This window comes from Selenomonas sp. FOBRC9, assembly GCF_000287655.1.
GTDB lineage: Bacteria > Bacillota > Negativicutes > Selenomonadales > Selenomonadaceae > Centipeda > Centipeda artemidis.
Map to the genome: position 1 here is coordinate 21,690 of NZ_ALJR01000017.1, position 26,118 is coordinate 47,807.

16 protein-coding genes are annotated in these 26,118 nt (G+C 56.7%); 4 read left to right on the forward strand and 12 right to left on the reverse strand.

Translation table 11 applies throughout. From position 1 onward, the window contains the following. Nucleotides 1-30: 30 nt before the first annotated feature. Nucleotides 31-1,395 carry a class II fumarate hydratase gene (gene fumC / locus HMPREF1147_RS04235; protein WP_009439272.1) on the forward strand — a complete coding sequence of 455 codons (1,365 nt, stop codon included), beginning with the start codon at nt 31-33 and terminating at the stop codon, nt 1,393-1,395. Between the two features lie 56 nt (nt 1,396-1,451). Here fumC and HMPREF1147_RS04240 read toward each other — a convergent pair whose 3' ends face one another. The 4 genes from HMPREF1147_RS04240 to HMPREF1147_RS04255 all read right to left on the reverse strand — a co-directional run bounded on the left by HMPREF1147_RS04240 (nt 1,452) and on the right by HMPREF1147_RS04255 (nt 14,472). Then, a complete protein-coding gene (locus HMPREF1147_RS04240; protein ID WP_009657817.1) occupies nt 1,452-1,868 on the reverse strand; it encodes a pyridoxamine 5'-phosphate oxidase family protein in 417 nt (138 codons plus the stop codon). 20 nt (nt 1,869-1,888) lie between these two features. Further along, the gene (locus HMPREF1147_RS04245) at nt 1,889-2,584 is read right to left on the reverse strand and encodes a Crp/Fnr family transcriptional regulator (protein WP_009657809.1); all 696 of its coding nucleotides are present in this window, start codon (nt 2,582-2,584) and stop codon (nt 1,889-1,891) included. A gap of 155 nt (nt 2,585-2,739) precedes the next feature. Further along, nucleotides 2,740-12,954, reverse strand: a complete 10,215-nt coding sequence (locus tag HMPREF1147_RS04250; protein ID WP_009657837.1) for a YDG domain-containing protein — start codon at nt 12,952-12,954, stop codon at nt 2,740-2,742. Nucleotides 12,955-13,104: 150 nt separating this feature from the next. Then, on the reverse strand, nt 13,105-14,472 hold the full coding sequence (locus HMPREF1147_RS04255) for a flagellin (protein ID WP_009657827.1): 1,368 nt from the start codon (nt 14,470-14,472) through the stop codon (nt 13,105-13,107). A gap of 189 nt (nt 14,473-14,661) precedes the next feature. Between HMPREF1147_RS04255 and HMPREF1147_RS11585 the strand changes: the two genes are divergently transcribed. The 3 genes from HMPREF1147_RS11585 (at nt 14,662) to HMPREF1147_RS04265 (ending at nt 15,695) form a co-directional block, all read left to right on the forward strand. After that, nucleotides 14,662-14,892, forward strand: a complete 231-nt coding sequence (locus HMPREF1147_RS11585) for an antitoxin (RefSeq protein ID WP_009349838.1) — start codon at nt 14,662-14,664, stop codon at nt 14,890-14,892. A gap of 121 nt (nt 14,893-15,013) precedes the next feature. Beyond that, a complete protein-coding gene (locus tag HMPREF1147_RS04260) occupies nt 15,014-15,301 on the forward strand; it encodes a PIN domain-containing protein (RefSeq protein ID WP_304412058.1) in 288 nt (95 codons plus the stop codon). 22 nt (nt 15,302-15,323) lie between these two features. Beyond that, nucleotides 15,324-15,695 carry a YbaN family protein gene (locus HMPREF1147_RS04265; RefSeq protein WP_009657816.1) on the forward strand — a complete coding sequence of 124 codons (372 nt, stop codon included), beginning with the start codon at nt 15,324-15,326 and terminating at the stop codon, nt 15,693-15,695. 121 nt (nt 15,696-15,816) lie between these two features. Here HMPREF1147_RS04265 and cysK read toward each other — a convergent pair whose 3' ends face one another. From cysK to mobB, 8 genes are all read right to left on the reverse strand, one after another. Beyond that, a complete protein-coding gene (gene cysK / locus HMPREF1147_RS04270) occupies nt 15,817-16,752 on the reverse strand; it encodes a cysteine synthase A (protein WP_009657818.1) in 936 nt (311 codons plus the stop codon). A gap of 211 nt (nt 16,753-16,963) precedes the next feature. Next, a complete protein-coding gene (locus HMPREF1147_RS04275; RefSeq protein WP_037351129.1) occupies nt 16,964-18,961 on the reverse strand; it encodes a penicillin-binding protein in 1,998 nt (665 codons plus the stop codon). A 122-nt stretch (nt 18,962-19,083) separates the two neighbouring features. Further along, the gene (locus HMPREF1147_RS04280; protein WP_037351131.1) at nt 19,084-19,776 is read right to left on the reverse strand and encodes a formate dehydrogenase subunit gamma; all 693 of its coding nucleotides are present in this window, start codon (nt 19,774-19,776) and stop codon (nt 19,084-19,086) included. 5 nt (nt 19,777-19,781) lie between these two features. After that, nucleotides 19,782-20,606, reverse strand: a complete 825-nt coding sequence (locus tag HMPREF1147_RS04285; RefSeq protein WP_009439259.1) for a 4Fe-4S dicluster domain-containing protein — start codon at nt 20,604-20,606, stop codon at nt 19,782-19,784. A gap of 40 nt (nt 20,607-20,646) precedes the next feature. Continuing rightward, nucleotides 20,647-21,519 carry a formate dehydrogenase accessory protein FdhE gene (locus HMPREF1147_RS04290; RefSeq protein ID WP_009657833.1) on the reverse strand — a complete coding sequence of 291 codons (873 nt, stop codon included), beginning with the start codon at nt 21,517-21,519 and terminating at the stop codon, nt 20,647-20,649. A 67-nt stretch (nt 21,520-21,586) separates the two neighbouring features. Beyond that, entirely contained in the window at nt 21,587-24,604 is a 3,018-nt protein-coding gene (gene fdnG / locus HMPREF1147_RS04295) for a formate dehydrogenase-N subunit alpha (protein WP_037351125.1), read from the reverse strand. 100 nt (nt 24,605-24,704) lie between these two features. Then, nucleotides 24,705-25,505, reverse strand: coding sequence for a formate dehydrogenase accessory sulfurtransferase FdhD (locus HMPREF1147_RS04300; protein ID WP_009657820.1), 801 nt, complete (start codon nt 25,503-25,505; stop codon nt 24,705-24,707). Nucleotides 25,506-25,531: 26 nt separating this feature from the next. Then, on the reverse strand, nt 25,532-26,118 hold a 587-nt coding region (gene mobB / locus HMPREF1147_RS04305), incomplete at its 5' end, for a molybdopterin-guanine dinucleotide biosynthesis protein B (RefSeq protein WP_009657834.1).

The following is a 26,118-nucleotide window of genomic DNA, read 5'->3' on the forward strand; positions in this document are numbered from 1 at the left end:
TCTCACGTTCTGATAAGGAGGACAATCCAAATGGAGTACCGTATCGAACACGATTCCCTCGGAGAAGTCAAGGTCCCTGCCGACAAATATTGGGCGGCGCAGACTGAGCGAAGTTTTGAAAATTTCCCCATCGGCATTGAAAAGATGCCTGCCGAAATCATCCACGCGTTCGGCATCCTGAAAAAATCCGCCGCCATCGCGAACAACAAGCTCGGCAAACTCGACGACAAGCGTCTGGGCGCCATCAAAGCGGCGTGCGACGAGATCATCGCCGGCAAACTCGCGGAGCACTTCCCCCTCGCCGTGTGGCAGACGGGCAGCGGCACGCAGTCGAACATGAACGTCAACGAGGTCATCGCGAACCGCGGCAACGAAATCGCGGGCGAGAAAATCCTTCACCCGAACGACCACTCCAACATGTCGCAGAGCTCGAACGACACATTCCCGACCGCCATGCACATCGCCGCGGTCATTGCCATCGAGGATCACCTCTTCCCGAGCATCGACCTCCTCGCCGAAACCTTCCGCCGCCTGATGAAGGAGAACGAAGGCATCGTCAAGACGGGGCGCACCCATTTGCAGGACGCCGTGCCCATCTCTTTCTCGCAGGAGATCAGCGGCTGGCTCGCCATGCTCGAAGAGTCGAAGAAACAGCTCAAAGCGTCGCTCCCCTTCCTCCACGAACTCGCCCTCGGCGGCACCGCCGTCGGCACGGGACTCAACGCGCCAAAGGGATTTGACACCGCCGTCGCACAGGCGGCAAGCGAGCTGACGGGCAAGAAATTCGTCACCGCACCGAACAAATACCACGCCCTCACGAGCAAGGATGCCGTCGTCTTTGCCCACGGCGCACTCAAAGGGCTTGCCGCCAACATGATGAAGATCGCGAACGACATCCGCTGGCTCGCGGCAGGCCCGCGCTGCGGACTCGGCGAGATCACGATCCCCGCAAACGAACCGGGCAGTTCCATCATGCCGGGCAAGGTCAACCCAACACAGTGCGAATCCGTCACCATGGTCGCCGTGCAGGTCATGGGCAACGACGCCGCGATCGGTTTTGCCGCATCGCAGGGCAATTTCGAACTCAATGTGTTCATGCCCGTCATCATCTACAACTTCCTGCAGTCGACGCGCCTCCTTACCGACTCCGTGAAGTCGTTTAACGACCGCTGTGCCGTCGGCATCAAGGCGAACCGTGAGAAGATGCACGAAAACCTTCATCGCTCTCTCATGCTCGTCACCGCCCTCAACCCGTACATCGGCTATGAGAACGCCGCCAAGACCGCGCACAAGGCATTCGACGAGAACATCAGCCTCAAAGAAGCCTGCGTCGCCCTCGGTTTCCTCACCGCCGAAAAATTCGACGAGGTATTCCATCCCGAAGAGATGGTGTAAAATAATTTAAGAATCAGATAGAAAATCCCGACGGCAGAATCTCCGTCGGGATTTTTTTATAGCCGAATGGTCTCAATATGCTCGAAGTCCAACGTCACTAGTGCTTCGTCAAATTTCACTTCATAGACGATAAGTGAATCTCCGGCATATTCTATCGTCGATGCATAATCAGGAATCTTTTCTATAAAACGCTCGGCAACATCAAAAATACTGCGTGCACTTATCTTTGCAAGTCCCTTTGCCTTTACATGCTCGTTCCCTTCATGCGGTACGGTTGTGAATGCAACATGCGGATTCTCAGACATTTCTCGTACTTTGTCATTGTCCTTAAATGTTGAAAAATATAGGATGCCCACAGCGTCGTCAAAATAAAAATTCACGATCCGTACGTTCGGCTGCCCCTCAACACTTGTTGCAATCGCCATATCAGTCTGCGCACGCATAATACGCAGAAATTCAGCTTTCATATCCATAGAACTATTTGGTCTCTTTCTCACAACGCTAAAAAGTCTTCATCCCGCACCCACACCGTCTTTCGATCGTAATCAATGGCTCCCTCCTCGCGCAGATGGCTCATCTCACGGCTGAGTGCACTCCGCTCCACGCCGAGGTAACGTGCGAGCTGCGTCTGATTCATATCGCGCTGCACCGCGCCGTCCGCATCGCGCGGCGCTTCCTGCAAATAGACGCTGAGTTTTGCGCGGATGCTCTTTTGCCCCATGATTCGAATTTTATGCTGATAGAAGATCCCCTTTGCCGAGATGCGCCGCAGCATATTAAGTGTGAACCGCCAGAGATGCGGATCCTCGCAGGCAGGCTTTTCATAGAGGCGGCGGAACTGCAGGCGCAGAATGACTGCATCTTGAATCGCCTTGACGAACATGCGGCTCTCGGAGAGGTCGGCGCCCTCCATCGTCTCGCCGAAACTTTTACCCGCCTCGAATATATTCATATCGATCTGATCTGCATTTTCGTTGAGGAAGGACACCTCAATCGCCCCCGCGAGGATGATGCCCGTCACGATCGGCGCACGCCCCATCCGCATGATGTTCTGCCCCGCGGCATATCGCTTGATCTCCGCACCAAGCGCATTCAGCAAATTGGGAAGTGCCTCTGCGGGAATCCCCTCAAACAGATCGTGCTTCATCAAAATTTCCGTATACGGCTCCAATATATCACGCGTCAGCATAGACCGCTCCTTTCCAATTCATCGGGATTAAGAAAAGCTACACCCAAAAGAGAATAATTATCTCCATTATAGTTGGAAAATCGGTCTTTGTAAAGCAAAGCGGAGCTGCTGCACACATATGGGCAGAAGCTCCGCTGTTCCATGTAAATTTAATTTTATCCAAAAACCTGATCCATCAGCGCAAACACGGCATCATCCGTTGCATAGATGTCCGGCGTACGGACATTTTTGCCGTCCTGCATCGAGTTGAGCGCAGGATCGGTATACTCCACCGCTGCCTCGGCGCGTCTGCCGAAATTGCTGCGGCGGTCGAGGGAGGCGTTCTCATACGCGTATTCGTCGGGGATCATCTTATTCTGCGCCATGATGTTGTAATAGTTGGCATCGGGAATATACGGTCCGACATGCAGCGCGGTGGCGTTCCCCGGGGCTTGGCGGAAGCGATAGTTCCGATAAACGGTGTCGCCGACCGCCGGCGTATACGTCCCGTTGATGGCATAGTCGCCCCAGCGCAGACGCGCATTCGGCGAATCATAGGAGATCGTGCCGGGGAGCGCTTCGCCGCCCACGCCCGTCTCATAGCCGCGTCCCATCGGCGTTCCCTTGTAATCCTCGGGCTTTGGCAGACCGTCGTTGATCCAGATGGTCTTTTCCTCCGCCTTCAGCGTGATGTCCACGGGGTTGATGCGCCCTTCGCCGCGCGTCTCGTGCGTCAGCTCCGTCCCCACGAGATTGCGCGTGCCGATGGCGTTACCGCCCTCATCGACGAGCTCATAGTTATCGAGACGCTCGCGCTCGCCCGAGAGGATGAATTTATAATCCACCGCCTTATTCTGAACCTTGCCCGCCGCATAGTCCTCCCACGCGACGTTCTTATCGACATACGCCGCCTCCGTGCGGTTCATGATATGCTCGCCGTTCTTGTCGCGGTCGACGATGCCGGCGTCCCCGGTACCGTATTGCTTAAAGTGAACCAATCCGTCCGTATTCCGGATGAGATTGCCCTCCGCGTCGCGTGCCGCACCGACGATACGGTTGTTCCCGTCATAGGTCTTGGTCGGCGCGAGCTTCGACGTATCGGCGACGATGCGGCGGCGATTGATGAGACCCTCGCCGACCGTCCCAGCGTCACGGTAGCGTCCGACACCGTCGCTGAAGCTGTAGTTGTTGACGTTGAGATCGATGCCGTACTGCACAGGATTGTTCGCCGTCGACGCATCCACACCGCCGGTATAGACGCCTGTCATGGACTCGACGTCCGCCTCCGGCAGCGCGTATTCGCGCACAACGCCGTCCGCCCCCTTCAGGCGCACAGTGCTGTGGTTCGGCTGCGTGCCGTCCGTCCGCAGATACTTCTTCGCATCCTTGACGTCCGCCGTGCCGTCGTATTCCTTCACCGCACGGTCAAATCGGAAGTTGAAATCGCCGTGCGAGACCATTGCCTTCTCGATCGTCCCCGTGCCGTAGCCGACATCGGCGATCTCGTAGTTGTCCTGCGCGCCCGCGCTCAGCTTGCTGCGTACGGTGCGGTTGATGTCCGCGTAGCGTACGTCCTTCTCGCCCGCGTTCGGGTTCGGGGTAAAGGTATCCTTTGCCCGATCGCGCTTGCCGTAGAGGCTGCGGATGTTCGACCCGTCGAGCTGTGTGAGCCGCCCGTCCGCAACGGTCATGCCGTCGCGCGCGAGCACCTTCGCATCGTCCGCATCCACGAACGCGCGCACGTCCTTGTTGTCCGCCGTCGTATCGTAGGTCTTGCCGACCTTTCCAAAGGAAATATTGAGCGTGCGCCGCGTGATTTCGTTGTTATCCGTAGAGATCTCATTCCGCGCGAGCGCATTTCCGTTCTCATCGACGAACTCGTAGTTGTCCGCATGGGCGGCGTCGAGTCCGAGACGGTACGTCACGCGGCGATCCGTACCGACGTACTTCGAATCGTACTCCGCCGTCGTCTCGTTCACCGCGTCGTCCACGAGTCCCTTCAGCGTGACGAGGGAGTCGCCCTTCGTTACGGGGCTGCGGCGGTTCGTGTCGGATTTCAGATACGTCTTGATGCTCGTATCGCCCGCGTCATAGACGCCCGTCGTCGCGTCGTACACCTTCGTCAGCGCACCGTTTGCCTGCGCCGTGATGCCCTTGCGCGTAATGTAACCCGCGCCCTTGCCGGTCAGCGCCGCCCCCTCCTTTACGGTGAAGTTGCCGCCGCCCGTATACGTCATCGCATAGGTCACGTCGTGCTTTGCGCCGCCCTGTACGTTCTTGTTGTCGTAGTGCGTCCCCGCCGCGTCGATGTTGAAATAGCGGTTGTCGATGGTCACATCGTTCCCGCCGATTTTGATCTTCGCGCTGTCGAGGTACTTCTTCACATCGGCGGGCGCGGCGCTCTCGCCATGCTTGACCGCCGTCGTACCGTCATAAATCTTTGTTGCGTCCTTGAACGTGAACTTCATATTGTCCGCATTGATGCCGAGCGGGTTGATCCGCCCCTTGTGCTCGTCTGCGCTATACGTCCGACGGTCGTCCGCGACGACATAGTTCTTCGCATAGGGATTGCGCAGCGCGAGATCCTTGAACGCATTGTTAAAGCCGCGGTAGGAGATCCCCTTGTCCACGACGTTCCCCGCCGCATCGCGCGAGACGTTCGCGTCCGCATTGCCGTTCGTATCGAGGTACTCGCCGTGGATTTGGTTCACCGCACCCTGATCGAGCGTGAAACTCTCGCCCGCGACGAATCCGCCCGTGATCGTCACGTCGCCCGCCGAGAGGCCCAGCGTCGCGGCGGTGCCGTCGTAGTCCTTGTCCTTGCGCGCGGTAACGTCGACCGTCAGCGTCTTGCGGTAAATATCCGCCGTCCCCGTCGCCGTCCCCTTCGTCGGATGCCCGCCGATGGTATAGTTCGCGAGACGATCGGCATCGTCGCCCGTCAGCGTCAGCTCGTAGTCGACGCCGATGCCGCCCGCCGTCCGTGCCTCTGCCTCCGCACGCGTATCGACGGTCGCGTCCTTGCTGCGGTACTTGCCCTTCACATCGAGGCTGATTTTGCCTTTGTCGCGCTCCACGATGGTCGTCAGGTTATCCCGCGCAACGCCCTCCACATACTCGTGGCTCTCATGCGTCAACGTGTCCTTGCCGTCGTACTCCTTGACGATGTGCTGCGGGAGCTTCGTCGTGAGGTCGCGCGGCGTGATCCTGCCGCTCGTCCGGCGCTTGAGCACACTGCCGCCCACGATGTCAAAATTCCTATCGTTGAGCGTGAACTCATAGTCCACATTCCGCGCCTTGGCGGCGTTCAGATCGTCATACTCCGCCTTGTTCAGCTTAATATCGTCCGGATTGACAGGCGTATCCACGCCGTTCAGCTTGAATGTACTCGAACGGAAATATTTCTCCGCACCGTACGTTTTCTTTGTCACGGGATCCGTCCAAACGACATTCTTCGTGCCGTCGTATTCCTTCACCGCGGGATCGATGTTGAACGTAAAGTCGCTCTGATTGATGCGGATGCGCGTAATGTCGCCCGCACCGAAGCCGGGATCGGTGAACTCATAGTTCCCCGCATCGCCCGCGAGCAGACTGTTCATCGCGGCGGCAGTCCCTTGGTAGCGGACGGTCTTGCGCCCCGCGTTCGGGTCGGCGACGAACGCGTCGCCCGTGCCCGTACCGTACTCGCTCGTGATGCCCGTCAGTCCTGTGAGTTTGTTGTTGCCGGCCGCGAAGCCCGGGCGATCGCGGTTCAGCACCGCCGCGTCGGCAGCGGAAACAGACGCCGTCACGGATGTGTTCGTCGCTGTGGTATCGTATTTTTTCTGCACATCGGCAAAGGTGAGATCGACCTTGCGCTTCGTAATCGTATTGCCGCCCGTCGTAACCGGGGCTGTGATCTCGTTCTTTGCCGCATCGACGACGCGGTAGTTCGCCGCGTGCGCCCCATCGATGCCGATGTTGTAGGTCACATTCTTGCCTGTGCCGGCGTTCTTGTTATCGTAAACTGCCGTCGTATTGTTCTGCGCACCGTCGTTCACGAGCCCCTCGAGCCGGACGAGATCGTCGCCGGATGCGACGGTCTTGCGGTTCGCATCCTTCGCCACATTCAGCACGTCCTTCGTCGCGTCGTAGGTCTTCGTGAGCGCGCCGCGTACCGTCGCCGTGACATCCTTGCGCTTGATCTCGCCGTCGCCAAGCTTTTCGAGTGTTTGCGCGCCGCCGAGGGAGAAGTTCCCGCTCGTCCCTGTGAAGCTGAAGTTATACTTCACGCGATTTTCATACCAGCCGCCGTTCACGTCCTTCGAGTCGTACTCCGCAGACGTGAGGTTCAGATCGCCCAAGACGGATACGTCGTGCCCGTTGATCTCGACGGTCGCGCTGCGGATATAGCCTTTCACATCCGAGAGTTGATTCGATGTCCCCTTCCAAACGGACTTATTGCCGTCGTAGGTCTTTGACGCCCGGTCGATGCCGAACTTCACCGTACCGTGGTTCAGCTCGTAGGGATTGATCGTGCCAAGTCCCTTTGCGGTTTTGCTAATGGTATAGTTCCCCGCGTCCGCACCGCCGAGCGTGAGGTTCGAGTAGTTGATCCAATTGCGGCGCGGCGTGCCGTCGATGTTCGCCGTCGTGCCGTCGCCGCGGACGTTCTCGCTTTGGAACGCCTCGGTATGACTGCCGAGCCGCACGTTGTCTCTATCGACCACGGCGCCGTTTTTGAACGCGACTTTCGAGGGATCGACATTCTTCGTCCCGTCGTAAATCTTTGTGATCTCCTTGAACGATCCCGAGAGATCCTTCGGCATGATCTTGCCCGTCGCGCGGAGCGTCAGCCCGACCTCCGCGTCGACAGTCGTATTGCCGTCCGAGAGCGTGTAGTTGCCGCCCGCGATCTTAATATTATAGGTGATATTTTGGCTGACGCCGTTATCAGAGGAGTCGCGCCGGACGTTCTTATCCGCGTAGGAAGAACTAATGTCAAAGTGCGATCCATCCGTCCGAACGAGCTTGTTCTCCGCCTTTGCATCGCGCTCATACGCCACGTTGCCGCGTGCGTCGCCCTCCGTCAGCGCGTTCCAATGCCGCGACTGTGTATTGACGAGGTTCTTCGTCCCGTCGTACACCTTGTCGATATTGGTATCCTGCACGAGTCCGACGGTCAGCTTACGCCGCGTGATCGAGCCTGCGCCCGAGGCGGTCGCCTCCCCGCTCTCGAGATTCTTGCCGTTGAGGGTATAGTTTTTGAGGAGGTACTCGTCCCCCGCGTCCGTTGTGGCTTTGATATTGTAGGCGACACGCGTTGCATCGGCAACGTTCGGCGTCTCTGTCCCCGCCGTTGTTGTAAAGTGTGCGCCCTTCGTCTTATCGATGCCGAACCGTATTTTATCCGCATCTTGCGCGATGACGCCCGTACCGCCGCCCGTGGACGGCGTGAGTCGCCAGCCCTCCGGCACCGCATAGTCGCTCGTGCCGTCGTAGACCTTCGTAGCGTTCGTCACGTTCCCTTGACGGTCAACGATTTTAAAATTATCGGGAGCAATCGCCTTGCGTGTAATCGTTCCCTTGCCGAAAGCATCCTCATCAACGGTATAGTTGCCCTCAGCCGCGCTAAATTGATTGCGGAATGCCGTCCCCATATTCGTATAGCGAACGTCGTGCTTCGTGCCGTTGCTTGCATTGGCATCTCCTCGGAATGTGCCGCTTGTTATATGCCCGTAGGAGCTGCCGGCATCGCCTGCAGAGCGTATCGCTTGCCACTTGGTGTTGAGTGATTCCTTTGTAATGCTGTCGCCCGCGAGGATTTGATCGATGACGGAGCTAGACGGTTCGTCGGTGATGCGGCTAATCGTACTGCGCTCGTTCGTAACGGTTCCGTCGTATGTCTTTGTGACCTCATCCATCGTGATCTTCAGCTTGCGCGGCGTGATCGTTCCTTTGTTCGCCTGCAAGCCGAGGTTCGCCGTAACGGTCTTGCTCGCGCCCATTCCGGTCGACGTACTGATAACGGTATTGGCGTCGTTCACGATTTGATAGTCGTCGGCGTACTGCCCCTTGAGCTGTGCCGTATAGGTAACGCCCTTCTTGCTCGCGTCGCGCGAGACGTTCTTATCCGCATATTCTGCGGTCGAGGTGTTCTCCCTCTTGTCGCTGCTCGACACCCATCCGGTGAAGTCGACGATGCTGTCGCCCTTCTTCACGTTACGGTTGCCGTCCGTATGCGCCGTGAGGCCGTCGTAGACCTTTGAGATCTCCTTCGTCACTGCCTTAAGCGCAGCAGGGGTAATAGACCCCGCCGCCGTTGCGTGGGCGGGGTCGTTGTCGGTGACCGTCTCGAGATCGCGCGGCGATCCCGACGAACCGAATGTATAGTTCGTCAGCGGGTTATTCGTCGCATCCGACGTCTGCGCCACGATGTCATAGGCAATGTACTGTGCCTCTGAGACATGTGACGTTGCATTGTTCCCATCGGAATCGCTCGTAAACTTCCCCTTCGTTCCGTTCTTCAACCGGAACGTGATCTTGCCAAAGTCCCGGGATACGATTCCTTCGTTCGGTCCGGACGCCTGCGGCGTCACAAGCGACGCCCTGCCCGGCAGGCTGTAGTCCGCCGTGCCGTCATAAACCTTCGTCGCATTGGCAGTATGTCCGTGCTCGTCAAGCACCTGAAAGCCCGACGGATCGATGCGGCGACGCGTGATTGTTCCCGTTCCGTACTGTTTTCTGCCAAGCGTATAGTTCCCGCCGAGCGCATTGTTGATGCCCGCATACTCCACCGTACGACTGCCCGCGTTTTTATTCGCCCGGAAGGTCGCCTCGGTTGACCCGTCGCCAAAGCGGCTGGTCACGCCGTTGAGATTAACATTCCCGGTAGAGTAGCCGTCCGCGCCAAGCACAGCGTTGCCCGTCGTACCGTCGCTCATAGTGCTCAGGGTAGTCTGTGTGTTGGTCGCCGTCCCGTCATAGATTTTCGTCGCAGGTCCGAACGTGAGCGTCACGGGGCGCGGCGTGATTGTGCCGAGGCCCGTCAGCGTCGTCGTCCGCGTCACGGTCGTCGTATTGGGCGTTGTATCGAACGTATAGTTGTCCGCCTCATCCGCATTCGCAGTCGAAAAGGCAACGTTATAGGTCACGTTCTGCGTCGCTGGAACCCCGCCCGAATAGACGACGTTCTTTGAGGCATACGTCGCCGTTGTCGTATTCGTTATCGTATCGCCCGAGACGACACCGCTCAGCGTGACGAGTGTGTCACCCGTGATCGGGTTCCGATTGCCGTCCGTATGCTGTTCCAGTGCGTCATATACTTTTGTAATCGGATCATTCTTCTTCGTTGCCGAGATGGTCTTCGGCGTGATTTTGCCCGCCCCCAGCGCATTAAAGGTATTAGAAATCGGCGTATCTACCGAGTTCATCTTGACATAGTAATCGCCGAGTTGATATTCCGTCGGATTGTCCGACTGTCCGGTCACGTTATAGGCGATCTTCGCCGCACTTTGGACGTTCTTCGTGGATGTCGTCCCGTCGGATTTGCGGAACTGACCCTTCCCGCCCGTCAGTGCAAAGGTAATATGCCCCTTATCACGGCTAACGATGCCCGTTGTGTCCGTCGTTGCCCCGGCATTCGCAGAGAGATAGAGATTGGTTGTATCAAGCGTATATTCATTGTTGCCGTCGTAGACCTTTTGCGCCGAGGCTTCCGTGTTGTCGCTCTTTTTATAGACCTTGAAGCCGTCCGTCTTAATCTCGCGCGGAACGATTTTTCCATCGAGATAGACGTTGCCGCCTGTGACTTTCTTCTCTGTCGACTGCGCATCCCGGTAGAAAAGTTCATAGTTCCCCGCATCATTCGCATATGCGCCGTCCGTGCGAAGTCCGACGTTCTTATAGCGGAGCTTATGCGTACCCGCATGGATTTGTTGATTGCCCGCGTCATCCGTATAGGTCGGATCATCCGTTGCGGCAAGGTCGACGGTATCCTGCGTACCGCCGTCATCCTTCATAATCTCGCCCGTAGTTCCGGCAGCGATGGTTTTATTCAGCTCAATATTCGGTTTGCTTTGCCGCATATCGGCATCTTTGACCTCATCAGTACCGTCATAGATTTTATTTGCTGCCGTTTTCTTGTGGATTGTAAGATAGAGCGGTGCGGGCGTGATTGTAATCTTTCCCGTAAGAGTCGCCAACGATGAATTGTCAAACGTATAGTTTCCCTCATCAGTGCCGTCAAAAGTAATGGAGCCGCCAAATGTGACATTCTTCGCCGCAGGATTTCCATTCGTGTCATAGAGAACATTTTTATCCACCATTCTTGCAGTGAAGCTGTTCATATTAAGCGTAACAGAACCTTCGTTTACATCATCTGCAGTAAATCCGGATTTCCCGCCCCTTCGAACTGCCTCCGCAAAGGTATCCTTAACATCCGTCTTGCCGTTATATACGCGCGTAAGAACACCCATATCGTTGGGATCAAGGCTGACTTTACGCTTGCCGATGGTCACATTCACGCCGCGCAGATTCGGTCCATGCTGATCCGACCAAACGATCGCCTTTGTCCCTGCGTTGCGGATGCCCTGTGTTTTATCCGCCGATGTGCCGGTGTATGTATATTCCTCCACCTTATTGAGATTGACAGACGGCTCGTACTGTATCTTGGATTTATCCCCCGGCGTATTGGGTGCGTCCGCATCCACGATGCGCAGGTATTTGCTGTTGTAGGTCAGCCCTGTGAGATCTTTCCCGTTGTTGGACTTCACCGTATTATTTACGCCGTCAATCTTATCCGGAGCCGTGCTGTTGTTGTTAAAGTACCGATAGCTATACGTCGCCGTCGCAGTCCCGCTCATAAATGCAGTCAGCAAAGGAGCGGTGCGTCCCTCATAGATACGCCACTTCGCCCCCGGATCGCCGTTGTTGTTGATGCTCCAGTTGTTGTAAGTAGAGGACGAATAAGCATCCGCATCTATCGCAGGAGGATTTACGCCCGGCATAACAACTTTTGCTTTCCTTGTGTTGAAGTCAATAAAATAATTACCTGATACATTTGTCGAAGTAAACGATGTTGTTGTAGAAAACTTAGTCGACGTCGTGAAGGAATTTTTTACCGTCGTTCCGTTTGCAGGATCAATGAATCGAATAAAATAGGACGCCCCCGTCACTTGTGAAGAGGGGCGATTATAGGTATTCGTAACTTCTGTTCCCACATCCGAGGAGCCAATGATTCCGCCGCCGCCAGTCTCAATCGGAGATGTGTTATAGGACCCGTCTATCTTCGTATTTGTGGTATAACCTACAATCCCGCCAAAGCGGCTATGCTCTCCGGTAACACTCCCACCTTCCACGTAGACATTCCTTAATTTCGTGTTGCCGGATGCGTGCCCCACGATACCGCCCGCGGTGTTGATCCCCGCTCCGGTATCATTTCCCGTAATTGAGGGGTTGACAACCCCCAAATTCTCAATTCGCGCCCCACTCATCTTGCCAAAGAGGCCCGCATGGTCGACGCCTGTGACGGTAAAATTCTTTACTTGATAGAAATTTCCGTCAACCTTCCCAGAAAATGCCGCAAGCGCCCCATTCCCGCCGATCGGCGTAAGTGCCCCGCCATTAAAATCAATATTATCCTCAAGCATATAGTTGCCCGAGAGATTGTTATTGATGTTCTGCAATTCCGTTGCATTAGCAACAAGCTGATAGTAGTTATCCCCTGCTGTTGCCAGCCCACCGTTGACCTGATACTTTGTCGTCGCAGGGGCAGTGCCGCGGTAGCCAATATGCGCTGTGCCGTCGTTTGCCGTATCCGTGCGGAGCACAACGGGGCTGCTCGTCACCGTAACATTCGCATCATTAAGAAAGCGGATACTCCTGCCAACAACCTCAACACTCGTCGCGTTGATTGCGCCCATATTAACGACGTCCGCCTTGCCTGCGGCGGATGCGCTGAAGGGCGATACGTCGCCCGCCATATCGGCATTCTGATTGACGGTGCTGATCTCCTGTGTCGAGACGTGAAGACTCCCCACATGAACAGTTGCACCTTTGCCGATGATCACGCCGTTCGGATTGACGAGGTAGATATTGCCCCCGCCCGAGAGCGTCCCGTTAATGGCAGACGTATTTCCACCGCGCACGAGGTTGAGATAGTTCTGCGCATCATAATTTACCGTCTCACCGGTGCCAATCGAATAGTCCGCCCAACTGATGACGTTGTTCGCAGTCGACGATCCGATATTCGTCGTCGCTCCTGCACGAGAAACGGCAGCGCTCCCTACGAGATTCTGCTCCCCCGTCGGCGCGGCAAAAGAGACCTGCGGGATCAAAAACGCGCCCGCAAGCCCTGCCAGCAACGTATACTGCACACGCCGCCTGAGTCCAAACATCCGATATTCACCCATTGTCCCGCTCCCCTTATCTTTCAATTCACGCATATATACTTACTCAGTATATCGAATATTATATGTCCTTTCATAATAGCATAAGAACTGTATAAAAAGCAAGAAATCGCCCTAATGGTCCTAAGTCCATTAGGGCGATCGTTTTATCTTTTACTTGAGAAGGCTGAGCACTGCGCTTGAGTTCTGATTTGCCTGTGCAAGCATCGCCTGTGCCGACTGCGTGAGCACGTTGTGCTTCGTATATGCCGTCATTTCCTTTGCCATGTCCGAGTCGCGAATCGTGGATTCGGACGACTGCACGTTCTCAGACGCAACGATCAGGTTACTGCTCGTATAGCCGAGCCGTGTCTGTACCGCGCCGATTGCAACTGCCTGATCGGTCGCCTTAATGAGCGCATTCTCAAAGACGTTGATCGCAGCATTCGCAGCTTCCCGTGTCGTTACTTGGATTTTGGGTCCTGCACCGACAACATCCACACCTGCCGGAGGTGTCCCATGCCATCCTGCACCGTTATCAGACTGAAGCCCAAGAGCAACTGAGCGCATATCGGTGAATCCGACCTTACTTGCTTGATTCGCCCGTGTTCCGGTTTGGATCGTCAACGAATTATCCGGCGATGGATTTTGAGCACGTACCGTCTCCTTAAACGCATCAAGCACAGCGTTGACCTCGTTGCGCATATGACCTTTGCTGTCCTTCACCGCAAAGGTGACACCTGCAATCTGCCCATTAACGCCCGGATTAGATGCACGAATCGTGAGCGCCGGTTGGTTATCCGGTGTATAAACCTCCCGACCATATTCGTCTACGCCAACCAAAGCAGTACGGCTATAATAACTAGCATCTGTATTGGTAATAATATTGATTGCCGCTGCAATATCATTTGTTCCAATTGGATTTAATGTCCCCGTATAAGTCACACCGTTCCTCGTCCACGATGCCGTAAGGCTATCCGTCGAGTGAATGCCGACAGGATTTCCATCTCTGCGAACCAAGTTCGTTAAACGGGTAATACCCGTCGTATTTGTTGCCAAGCTCATATTCGTAAAACTCGAATATGTCCCTTGCCCCGCATCACCGGCTACACTGCCGTTATGCGAACCGTCGATCAGATACTTACCGTTGTACGTCGTCAGCGCGTTCTCGTCAATCTGGTCGATGAGATGGTCGACTTCCTTCTGAATGACCCTGCGATCCTCGTCGGTGTTCGTGTCGTTCGCGGCGTTGATCGCCTTTTCCTTCAGCGTCTTTAGGATCTCGATCGTGGACTGCACAGCGCCCTGCGCCGTGCGCATCAGCGCGTTGCCGTTGTTCGTATTGGCGTTGTCCTGATCGAGCGCACGCACCTGCACGCGCATCCGCTCGGAGATCGCCATCCCCGACGCGTCGTCGCCCGCACTGTTGATCTTCATCCCGGAGGAGACTTTTTCGAGGCTTTTCGACAATCCGCTCTGATTCTTATTGAGCGTGTTCAGCGTGTTCACCGCCGACATATTGTTTTTTACCACCATCGCCATAAAGACAGCCTCCCTGAACGAACCTTTTCCTTTTTATCTTATCCCTCAACCAATGCCGAGAGATATTATACGTCTTCTGTGTGTTATATCGAAAAAAAAGCGCGATGACTTAACCGCACGGTGTGAATTTTTTCCTGGATATATGGTATAATATGCACGTTGGAAATATGATGATAGGGGGTATCCGTCATGGAATGTGCAGCATTATTCGAAACCGGAAGAAGTCAAGCAGTCCGACTCCCGAAAAATTTTCGTTTTCATGGGAAGGAAGTATTCATACAGAGGCTAGGAAAAGCTGTGATCCTTGTTCCAAAAGAAGATGCTTGGGAAACTTTTTTATCCGGTTTGGAAGAGTTCACAGATGATTTTTTTGCCGACGGACGGGGGCAAGATGTTCCTTCTAAGAGAGATGCGCTATGACTTATATGTTAGACACCAATATTTGCATCTACGCGATAAAAAATAAGCCCCGTCATGTGTTGCACGACTAAAGCAAAATCTTTCAAGAGGAATCTGTATTTCATCAATTACGCTTGCTGAGCTGGAACTAGGTGTCTCAAAAAGTGCATATCCTGAAAAGAATAGAATCGCCCTCATGCATTTTCTAGCGATGCCTGATGTTTTCCCATTCGATGATACCGCCGCTGTAGAATATGGCGATATATGTGCCCAGCTTCAAAAGCGGGGAACTCCTATTGGCACAATGGATACATTAATTGCCGATCACGCGCGTGCGGCGGGGCTCATTTTGATTACGAATAACGTCAGAGAGTTTGAGCGTGTCCCCGGTCTCCGAATCGAGAATTGGGCGCAAGACGACGTGTCTTGAGATAATCAGAAAAGGATCTTTAATGCCTCTAAAAAAACTTTTCTTCGGTGCGCTCGGTATCCTCAGTTTTGCGCTGGGTGTCATCGGTGCATTCCTCCCGGTGCTCCCGACAGTGCCGTTCATTCTCCTCTCGGCATACTGTTTTACGCGCAGTTCACGCCGTCTCGACGCGTGGCTGCGCGGAACACGTATCTACAAAGAGACAATGGCTATCGCACGGGACAGCCGCAACGGGATGACGGTACGGCAAAAGCTTCGCATCATGATTCCCGTGACCATCCTCATGGGGATCTCTTTTACGTTCACGGATCATCCGCATGCGCGCGCGATAATTAGTTTGGTATGGATCGCGCACTTGATTGTGTTTGTGTTCCGAATTCCGACAAGGGGATAACCCCGATGCCATCATCGGTAAGAGAACGGCATAATAATAACCAGCTGCAAAACGAGACTGCCCCGGCTGCATTTACCATGCAGACGGGGCAGTCTCGTTTCTATACGAATCCCGTACAGGTTTACTTATCTTGGAAAAGATCTGTGGAGAGATAGCGGTCGCCGCCGTCCGGAAGAAGAGCAACGATGGTCTTCCCCTCGAACTCGGGACGCTTTGCGAGCGCGACGGATGCCGCGAGTGCCGCCCCTGACGAAATGCCGATGAGGACGCCCTCGCGCCGCGCGAACTCTTTGCCGTAGGCAAATGCATCGTCATTCGTTACGCGGAGGACTTCGTTATATACGCTCGTATCCAGTGTCTTTGGGATAAAGCCCGCGCCAATCCCCTGAATCTTGTGAGGTCCCGGCTTGCCGCCCGTGAGAACAGGAGAATCGACAGGCTCGACGGCAACGATATGGACGGAGGGCTTTTGACTTTTCAGATAGTGCCCGACCCCGGAAACGGTACCGCCCGTACCGACACCTGAGACGAACGCATCAACTGTGCCGTCGGTATCCGCCCAAATTTCGGGTCCCGTTGTGCGCTCGTGTACGGCGGGGTTCGCGCTGTTCTCAAACTGTGACGGGATAAAGGAGTTCGGGGTCGCGGCGTGTAGTTCCTCCGCCTTTGCGATCGCACCCTTCATGCCCTGCGATCCGTCCGTGAGAACGATCTCTGCGCCATATGCCTTGAGGAGGTTGCGGCGCTCAACGCTCATCGTCTCCGGCATGGTGAGGATGGCACGATAGCCGCGCGCCGCCGCAACGGAAGCGATGCCGATGCCCGTGTTGCCGCTGGTCGGCTCGATGAGGGTTGCGCCCGGGGCAATCTTGCCGTCCTTCTCCGCCTGCTCGATCATGGCGATGGCGATGCGATCCTTAACGGAACCGGCAGGGTTGAAATACTCCAGTTTGACGAGGAGGTTTGCCTTCAGTCCGTGCGCCGCCGCAAACGACTTTGCTGCGAGCAGCGGTGTCCGCCCGATGAGTTCCGTAACGCTCCCGTAGATTTTTGCCATGATTCATTCTCCTTTATTTTTGATTTCATAAAGTAAACATATCTAAAAAGTATGTTTATAATATATACCGATTCAAGCATGATGTCAATAGGGCACGGAAATAATTTTACAGTACAAAAAGCCGCACATGGCATCTCATACCATGTACGGCAATCATAATGAAGTCCTGCCGCTGAATCTCGCCATTAAACAACAGGACATCCTCTAATATTTAGGTAGGTTCAAAATACACTTTGACGCGTTCCCCTTGGTCGACGATGTCGTTCACGCTGAGCGACTGCCTGACCGCCGCGCCCGTGCCCTCGCTCTCAAAGGAGAGTCCGCGCTGCTGTGCCAGACGTGCCGCCTCGCGGATCGAAAGCCCCGTAAAGTCGGGGACAATCGCCTTTCCTTCGGGCGGCGCGGCGGCGGATTCGAGCCGCTGTTCCTCCGCGGCGCTGCGCGCGTTTTTTTGCTCCTGTGCCGGCTCGGTGAAGGGATTGCTCGACGGCTCCACATGCGCGTAGCGCAGGAGCTGTGTAAAGATGCGCGAGGCGACGGGCGCCGCGATCTGTCCGCCGTAGAAGTTGCCGCCGTGCGGGTCGTCGATCATGACGAGCACCGTAAAGATGGGATCCTCGACGGGGGCAAAGCCGCAGAAGGACGCGATGTAGTGCCCTTCCATATAACCGCCGGCATCGAGACGGATCTTCTGCGCCGTGCCGGTCTTGCCCGCGATGCGGTAGCCCTTCACCGCCGCCTTGGCGCCGCCGCCCGTGGCGACAACCTGTTCAAGGAGACCGATGAGAGTGCGGTCAACCGTGTGCTGGAGTGTGGTGCGAATCTCCTGCGGCTGGCGTTCTTCGTAAATAGAGCCGTCCGGGTTGCGGATCTCACGTACGATGTACGGGCGCATGAGTGTGCCGCCATTCGCGATGGCGGACATGGCGGTCACGAGCTGGAGCGGCGTCACGGCAATGCTCTGCCCGATGGCGGTCGTCGCGATGTCAGAGTCGAGCATCGATTCGGGCTTGAAGAGGATTCCTTCCTCCTCACCGGGGAGGTCGATGCCCGTCGCCTCGCCAAATCCGAAGAGACGCGTGTAATGCATGAGCCGCTGCGCGCCGAGCGAGAGTCCGACCTGCGCGAATCCCGTATTGAGCGAATTCTTCACGATGTCGGTGAAGGTCACCGCGCCGTAGCTCTCGTTGTTCCAGTTCTGGATACGCTTCCCTGAAACCATGACGTAGCCGGGATCCATGAACACCTGATAGGGCGTCACGATGCCCTCTTCGAGCGCGGCGCCCGCAACGATCGCCTTAAACGTCGAGCCCGGCTCGTAGATGAAAGAAACGGCGCGGTTCTTCCAGCTCTTGGGCGGATAGTCCCAAAATTTATTGGGGTTGTACGAGGGGCGCGACGCCATCGCGAGCACCTCGCCCGTCTTTGGATTCATGACGACGGCGGTGATGGATGCAGGATTGTTCTCCGCCATGGCGCGGTCGAGTTCCTGTTCGACCATGAACTGAATCGTACTGTCGAGCGTCAGCACCGCAGTCTTGCAGTAGTCGCCGCGGTAGGTGCGGCGGCTGAAAAAGATGGAGTCAAAGATGGGACGCCGCTGTCCGTCGACGGTGAGACGTTCCTCGCGCACCTCCCCCTTGAGCAGGGGATCAAGCGCCTGCTCAACGCCGTCAAGCCCCTTGTCGTCGATGCCGACGAAGCCAAGCACGTTCGCGGCGAGTGCGTCGTTCGGATAGTATCGCTTTGCTTCATTCTGAAAGCCGAGACAGTCGCTGTATCCTTTGGCGCGGATGACGGCGCGCACCGCTTCATACTCGTCGTGTTCAAGGCGTCGCTTGACCCACACGAAGCCGCCGCCGACGGCGATGTCGTCGAGGATGTCCTGCTCCGTGAGCCCGATGAGCGGCGCGATGTCGGCGGCAATGTCCTCCGGTTTGTGCTCGTCGTAGACGTGGTTGGGATCGATAAAGAGCGATTTTGTCATGCTGCTGACGGCGAGTTCTTTTCCGTTCCGGTCGAGGATCGCGCCGCGCAGAGACTGGATACGGAACTCATAGCCGCTCTGGTCGCGCATCCGCTGTGCGAGCTCATCCCCCTGCGCGATTTGCAGGTAGGCGTATCGCCCCGTCAGGATGACGAGGATCACAAACATCAATATCGCCACACATCCAATGCGGCGCTGCACAAGCCCCCGAAGATTTTTCATACGCTCTTTGCCGCCCCCATACACAGTATTCCTTCGCTATCATAGCATAAAAAGAGAGAAAAAGAAAACTGCCGCAGCACACTGCGTGCACTGCGGCAGTTTTTCCTGTAAAAGCACCGAAGTCAGTGATGTTCCTTTTCCGCCTGTGCGATCTCCTCGCGCGTGACGACGCCCTCGGCGATGAGTTCTTCGACCCATGCGCCGTGATGATGCGCGGCGTACGACGCCTTGATGGTGCCGCTCGTCATGCCGTGCAGGGAGTCGGGATTGACGCCTGCGGCGAGATAGATGTGCCCGAGCGCGGCGGCAAAACAGACGGCCGCGGCGATGCTGTGCACGGGAATCGCATACGCGGTGATCGTCGCCGGCAGGATGCTGTCGCCCATCCAAAGAATGACGCCCGTCACGGCGATGACGACGGAGAGCGCGAGCTGGAGGGCGATGTTCATCTTCTCGCCGCCGTTGTAGAAGCCCTGCGCCGGCATGTGGGGATCCTTTCCCATCAGCTCGATTGGGAACTTCTGCATGAACTCCATGTCCTTCTTGCCAAAGCGGAACACTTCTTTGATCATGGTCATGTAGCCCTCGCGCGCCATGAAGAACCCGATGATCGGGGTCATGATGAACACGACGCCGAACACACGGTGCGCGTACATGAGTGTCTTATCGCCGAAGATGTGATACATGAAGCGGAAGCTGTCCGAGTAGAGCGGCAATGCCGTCAGGAACAGCATGAAGAATGCAAACGCGTTCATCCAGTGACAGACGGCGAATGCCATCTTATGGCGCGGCACATATTCCTTGTTGATCAACATGCTGCTCACCCCTTCTCCTGCTCTTTTGCCTGCGCTTTTGCACGCGACTTGACGATCTTGCTGAGCACGATGGCGCCCGCGATGCCGGCGGCGGCGCCGCCGATGGCGAGCTTCGTGAACGCGCGTCCCGCTTTCCAAAGATCGATGGAAAGCGGCGTGACGGGGTTCTCCGGCAGACCGAATACGGCAGGCTTCTCGGGCAGCACATAGATCATATGCGTTCCGCCGACGCCCTCGGGGCTGTAGATGTTCGCGTCGGGATGCTTCTCTTGAATCATCGCAAGGCGTTCCACCGCGAGCTGTTTCATCTCCTCGATGGTACCGAATTCGAGCGCGTGCGACGTGCAGGTCTTCGCGCACGAGGGCTTAAGGATCTCACCTGTCGTCTCATAGCCGTGCGCGATGCGGTCGTAGCAAAGATCGCATTTCGTCGATTTATGCCGCACTTCGTCGATTTTTGGAATATGCCACGGACAGTTGTGTTCGCAGTAATGGCACCCGATGCATTTGTCCTCGTTGATGACGACGGTGCCGTTCGGATTGCGGTCGATGGCGTTCGCGGGGCAGCCCGCGGCGCAGGCGGGATTGCCGCAATGGAAGCAATTTTTCTTGAAGAAATCCCAGTGGAATTTCCCCTTGTCGTCCACGCGCTCTTTCATCTGGATGAGCGTGTAGACGCGCGAGCTGAGATCTTTATGCGATTGGTACTGCCCCTCGAACGGGGTGTCCATATCCGGCGGCAGGTCGTGCCATTGTTTACACGCGACCATGCAGCCGCGACACGCGGTACAACGCGACATGTCATGCAGCATTGCGATTTCCTGTGTCATGATGTTCGCTCCTCTCCTTCTCTATATGGAATCGAATTCTCTATTCTAATATTGGGTTCCCCTTTTTATGAAGGCCCTTTTCCTCGGCGAGGAGGTCGAGATGTACGCTCGCCCAGTCCTGCCGATAGATATAGTCGTCGTCGCTGCCCTCAGCGGGGCCGCGGTGCGTCTTGATGTAGCTGTCGCACGCGTCGCAGATGTCGAGCCGTATGCGGTCGTCGTTCTCGGGCTCAAGCGTGCGCATCTTCTCGAGATTCGCGTTGCCGCAGTAAACGCAGCCGACGCGTGCGTAGAGCCATTGAGTTCCGCAGCCACCGCAAATGAGGTGGCGCGCCCTGCCGTCACGGAATTTATGCAGATCTGCGAGTACCGGCCGACGGCCACATACGGGGCAGTAGTTCTGCCGGAACTGCGGCCTGTCCGGATCCGCATCCCATGCCTCCGGCTCTTTGAGCGCAGGCGGTACAAGTGCGGCGATGATGCGCCACGTCGTACTGCGGACGACCCCCTCGTTGAGGTTGTGCCGTGCGCACAGTGCCGCGAATGCGGGGGCGTCCTGCAATAGAACTGCGGTGATGAATTCTTCCTTTGCCGTCTTTCGCAGCGGTTTCAGCACGGCGAGGTATGCGCGCGCCGATTCCCGCATGAGGGGCGGCACGTCCGCCCGCGCGATGCGGTCGTATACTTCCTCCTGGATCATATAGACCGCGCGCACCATACGGCGGCGATAGGTCTCCTGCTGGAGAATCGGCAGCTTCTCCGCGAGGGTCTTAGCCGCCGCGCGCGCGGGGAGCTGTATCGGCTCCGGCGCGCCGACTGCGGCATCGACCGTGCGGTAAACACGTTCTGTTTCCTTGAGGAAGGGATATTTTTTTAGGAAGCGTTTCATCGGATCTGTTTTCTTAGCTTTCATACAAAGGGTCTCCTCGTCCTGTCGGACGTTTGTTCTCCATCCTTTGACCGTTGCCGCGGTCGGAAAGCTATATCCTTTCGACGTTGGCGAGGCAGGCCTTAAACTCCTGCTCCTGCACGTTCGGATCGAGCGCATCGATCGTCAGATAGTTGCCGGAGGGGCCTGTCGACAGCCCCTTGAACCCCCAGTTGTAGGGGAGCCAAATCATATGCGTCTCTTTGCCGTTGACCATGAGCGGTCGGGCGCGCTTGGTGACCATTGCCTTGACCTCGATGCTCGCGCGTGTCGTGCTGACACGGACGCGGTCACCGCCGCGAACGCCGAGCTTCGCGGCGAGTTTATCTGAGATCTCGACGAACGGCTCTTTGACCAGCTCGTTGAGATAGGGGATATTGCGCGTGATCGTGCCGGAACACCAGTGCTCGGTGAGACTCGATGTGCAGAGCACGTACGGATACTCGTCGGGCGTTCCGATCTTTTGCAGTTCGGGCACGCGCGGATAGATGACGCAGGGGTTGAATTGTGTGCGCTGTCCTTCGTTCATCATGTTCTTCGTCGGGCTCTCAACCGGCTCGTAAAACTCAGGCAGAGGACCGTCAACGGGAACGTAGGAGTGATCGCGCGTCTCGCCGTTCTCAACGTCGCTGTACTCAGCGGCAAAGAGGCGGGCGATGCCCTCGCCGTTCATGCGGAACGGCTTCTGTCCGCCCGGGGTGTTCGGTCCCTGCGTGCGGTCGCCGACATCGGGGACATCGTAGCCGTCCCACATGCCCTTTTTCTCGTCCCACCAGACGAGTTTCTGCCCCGGCCGCACCGGTTTGCCGTTCTCGTCACAGGAGGCTCGGTTATACAGCATGTGAATGTTGTCCGGCCAGACCCAGGCGAAGTTCGGATAGATGCCCATGCCGCCCTCGTCCTCCTGCCCGCGGCGCCGCGCCATATGGACGCCGTCGCCGTAGACACCGGTGAAGATCCACATGCCCGCCATCGTCGTGCCGTCGTCGCGGATCTCGCGAATGCCGCGCAGGAGATGGCCGTCCTTTAGATCGTAGCCGTTGCATTCCTTCATGACGTTTTCGACGTAGGTCTGTCCGTCCTCGGGGTCGCCGTAGTTCCACGTCATCATTTTGATCACGTTGTCTTTCGGATCGGTCGAATCCTTGTAGAGTTCGACGATGCGTTTCCACAGTTTGTCGCAGATCCAGTAATCGGGACGCGAATCGTTCGCGAGGTCGGGACCTTTCATGCGCCATTGGATCATGCGCATGGAGTTCGTCATCGTGCCGCAGCGCTCGAGATAGGAGCCCGCCGGCAGGAAGATGACCTCGGTGTTGATGTCCGCAGGATTATCGCCCGGACGCTCCCAGAACGCCGCCGTCTCGTTGACGAAGACGTCCTGCACGATGAGCGTGTCGATGCCCTTGAGCCCCTTGTTGACGATGGTGAGGTTCGCATTCGTCATCTGCGGGTTCTGGCCGCAGACGTAGATCGTCTTGACCTTTCCCTCCATCGCCTTCTCGAACATGACGTACATGGAATCGTTATGCGTGCCGTTGCGGATCGGGAGCGCGTTGAACATATAGTCGTTCGCCGCCGTCGCCGCGTCGCCGAACCACGCTTTGAGGAGGTTCTTGAGAAATTTCGCGCGGAACGTGCCATTGTGGTGCGTCCACTTCGCGAGCGTATCGTCCGTGTGCGTCGGGTACGAAAGGTACGCGGGATAATACTGGAACATGATGCCGTAATCGGTCGAGGATTGTACGTTCGGCTGCCCGCGCATCGCGTCGATGCCGCCGCCCGAGACGCCGATGTTGCCCATGAGGAGCTGGATGATGGTGAAGCAGCGCAGATTCTCCACACCGACCGTGTGCTGCGTCATGCCAAGCGCATACATCATAACCGTCGGCGTAATGGTGGAGAACAGCTCCGCGGCTTTCTTAATATCCGCCTCGGGCATCCCCGTGATCGCCGCCGCCTTTTCGAACGTATAGCGTTGGAAATGTTCTGCGAGACGATCCATGACGGTGTTCTTTGCCGCCATGCTGCTCGCCTTCATCGGTTTGCCGTTCGCATCGACTTGATAGCCCCATGTCTCTTTGTTATAAGTCCGTGTTTTTTCGTCGTAGCCGGAGAAAATACCGGCGTCAAATTCGTAATCGTCGCGCAGGAGACAGAAGGCGTTCGTGTTCCGCCGCAGATAATCGGCATCGTATTTTTTATTCTGGATGATGTAGTTGATGATAGCGCCGAGGAAGACGATATCCGTCCCCGGACGGAGCTGGAAGAAGTGATCCGCAACGCGGGATGTGCGTGTATAGCGGACGTCGACATGGACGACGATGGCGCCGTTGTCGCGCGCCTCCATGACATTCTTCATCGCCATTGGATGGCACTCCGCCATATTCGATCCTTCGATCCAAATCATCTTGGCGTGCTTTAAGTTATACCACGAGCCGGTCATCGCGCCGCGGCCAAACGCGGCGTTCAGCGCCGGCGGCGTGGTCGCGTGGCAAACGCGCGTCTGATTGTCGATATAGACGACGCCGAGTGCGCGCGCCATCTTGATGAGCTGATAGCACTCCTCGTTGTTGACCTGCGAGCCGCCGATGAAGGCGATGGCGTCCGTGCGGTTGCTCATGAACTTATAGCCGTTCGCTTCGTCTTGACCGACCCAGTGCTTGTCACGCGCCTTCTTCAGCGCACGTGCCGCGCGGTCGATGGCCTCCTCCCAGCTGATCTCCACCCACCGGTCGCTGCCGGGCGCGCGGTACATCGGACTCTTCGGCCGCTCCGCCGAGTTTGGGATGTGTCCGTAACCAAGCCCCTTCGGGCATAGTCCCCCGCGGTTTACCGGATGATCCGGCGCCCCTTCGAGATTGATGAGTTTCCCCTCTTTGACGTAGCCGAGCGTACCGCAGCCGCAGCCGCAGAAGTGACAGACGGAGGTAAATTCGCGTCCCCCCGACAGCTTATACGTCTGTGCAGCCGCTTTCACAGGGGCAACGTCGAGTCCGAGACTCGCCAGAGCCAGCCCGACGCCGCTTAGCCCGGTGGCTTTTAAAAAGTCACGTCTGCTAAGGTTCATCGTGATTCTCCTTTCTCATCGGCGGATGTGCCGCCGATAGGCTCCCCTAAACCTGAATGAATCTATCTATGAAATCGGGGCTTGCCCGTTTTCACCAATGTTAGGCAAGCGCAACGCGCTCCGGGTTCGCATATACACAGAACGAACCGGGCGCCATGCGCGCCGCAAGCGTGATGCCGAGTTTCTTTGCAATCGAGAGCGAGAGCGTCGTCGGCACGGATTTTGCCGCGACCGTCGAGATGCCCATGCGTCCGAGTTTTAACATCATTTCGGACGAGCAGCGCCCGCTGAAGATGATGATTTTATCGGAAATTTCCACATGATTACGTAAAGCCCAGCCGTAGAGTTTGTCAAAGACGTTGTGCCTGCCGATGTCCTCACGGAAGACAAGTATTTTCTCGTTCTTTTGATCATAGATGACGCCGCTGTGGACGCCGTTCGTCGTGTCGTGAGTTGTAGACAGCTCCGAGAGGAGCGTGTCCGCCGTCTTTAGGATGTCGCGCGCGCGAAAATGCACATCACGCGGACGCTCGAAGATTTCCTCCGGGCGCAGTTTTAATATCTTTCGCGCGGAGAAGTAGCGCGGATGCTTGACCGCCTCCGCCGCCCATGCCTGCGCGTCCGCTGTCGTCTCTACGGAGGCGTGCAGCCCCTCTGCGTCGACGGTGAGCGCGGTCACGTCGTCCGCCGTGCGGATGCGCCCCGTCTGCGCGAGCATCCCAACGACGAGATCCTCGTAGTCGACGGGCGAACAGAACGCCGTCGTAAAGGGCGCGCGGTTGAGCTCGATATCGAAGAATACTTCCTCCGAGGTGTATTTATGATCGGGAACAAATTCATTTCCTTCCGATATATAACGGATCACGGGTACGTCGATATATTCGCTGCGCTGCAGTTCCATGTTCATCTCTCCCCACTCTTATGTCGTTACATCGTCAGAAACATCGCGCCGTCCGCACCGTAGAGCGCGCGTCCCATGAGGAACAGTGCGAGCCGCTCCGCCGTCTCTAGGTCGTCGAGATCCGCGCGCAGCACCTCCTGCTCCGGCGGAAGCGCCACACCGGAAAAGTATGTACCGTCCGCCGCATTTTTCACAAAAAGCACCGCCGTCTGCGCGTCGACGAGCGGTTCTCCCTTCCCACGATAGAGACTGACTATCGGAAGAACCCCGCGCGACCTGCTCTCTGTGATATATAGGTCTACGCTATGGATTTTGGCGGCAATATCCCCTAAACTCTGCCGCTCCGGCGTCTTCTGTAAAATGAAATATCCGTCCGGCGCGCTGACGGCGACCGCCGCTGCCCCCGCCGCCGTAAAACGGTCGGTGTCCTTTCCCTCTGTGTCGAGGGTAAATCCGTGTGCGTCGCTCTTGATGACGGCGATGCGGACGTCGTGCGCGGAGAGACGCGGGATGAGCCGCTCGATGAAGGTCGTCTTTCCCGTCCCCGAGGCGGGCGCCGCGACCGAGAGCATCGGCACGGCGCGCCGCTCGTTCGCAATCCGCCCGAACGCGA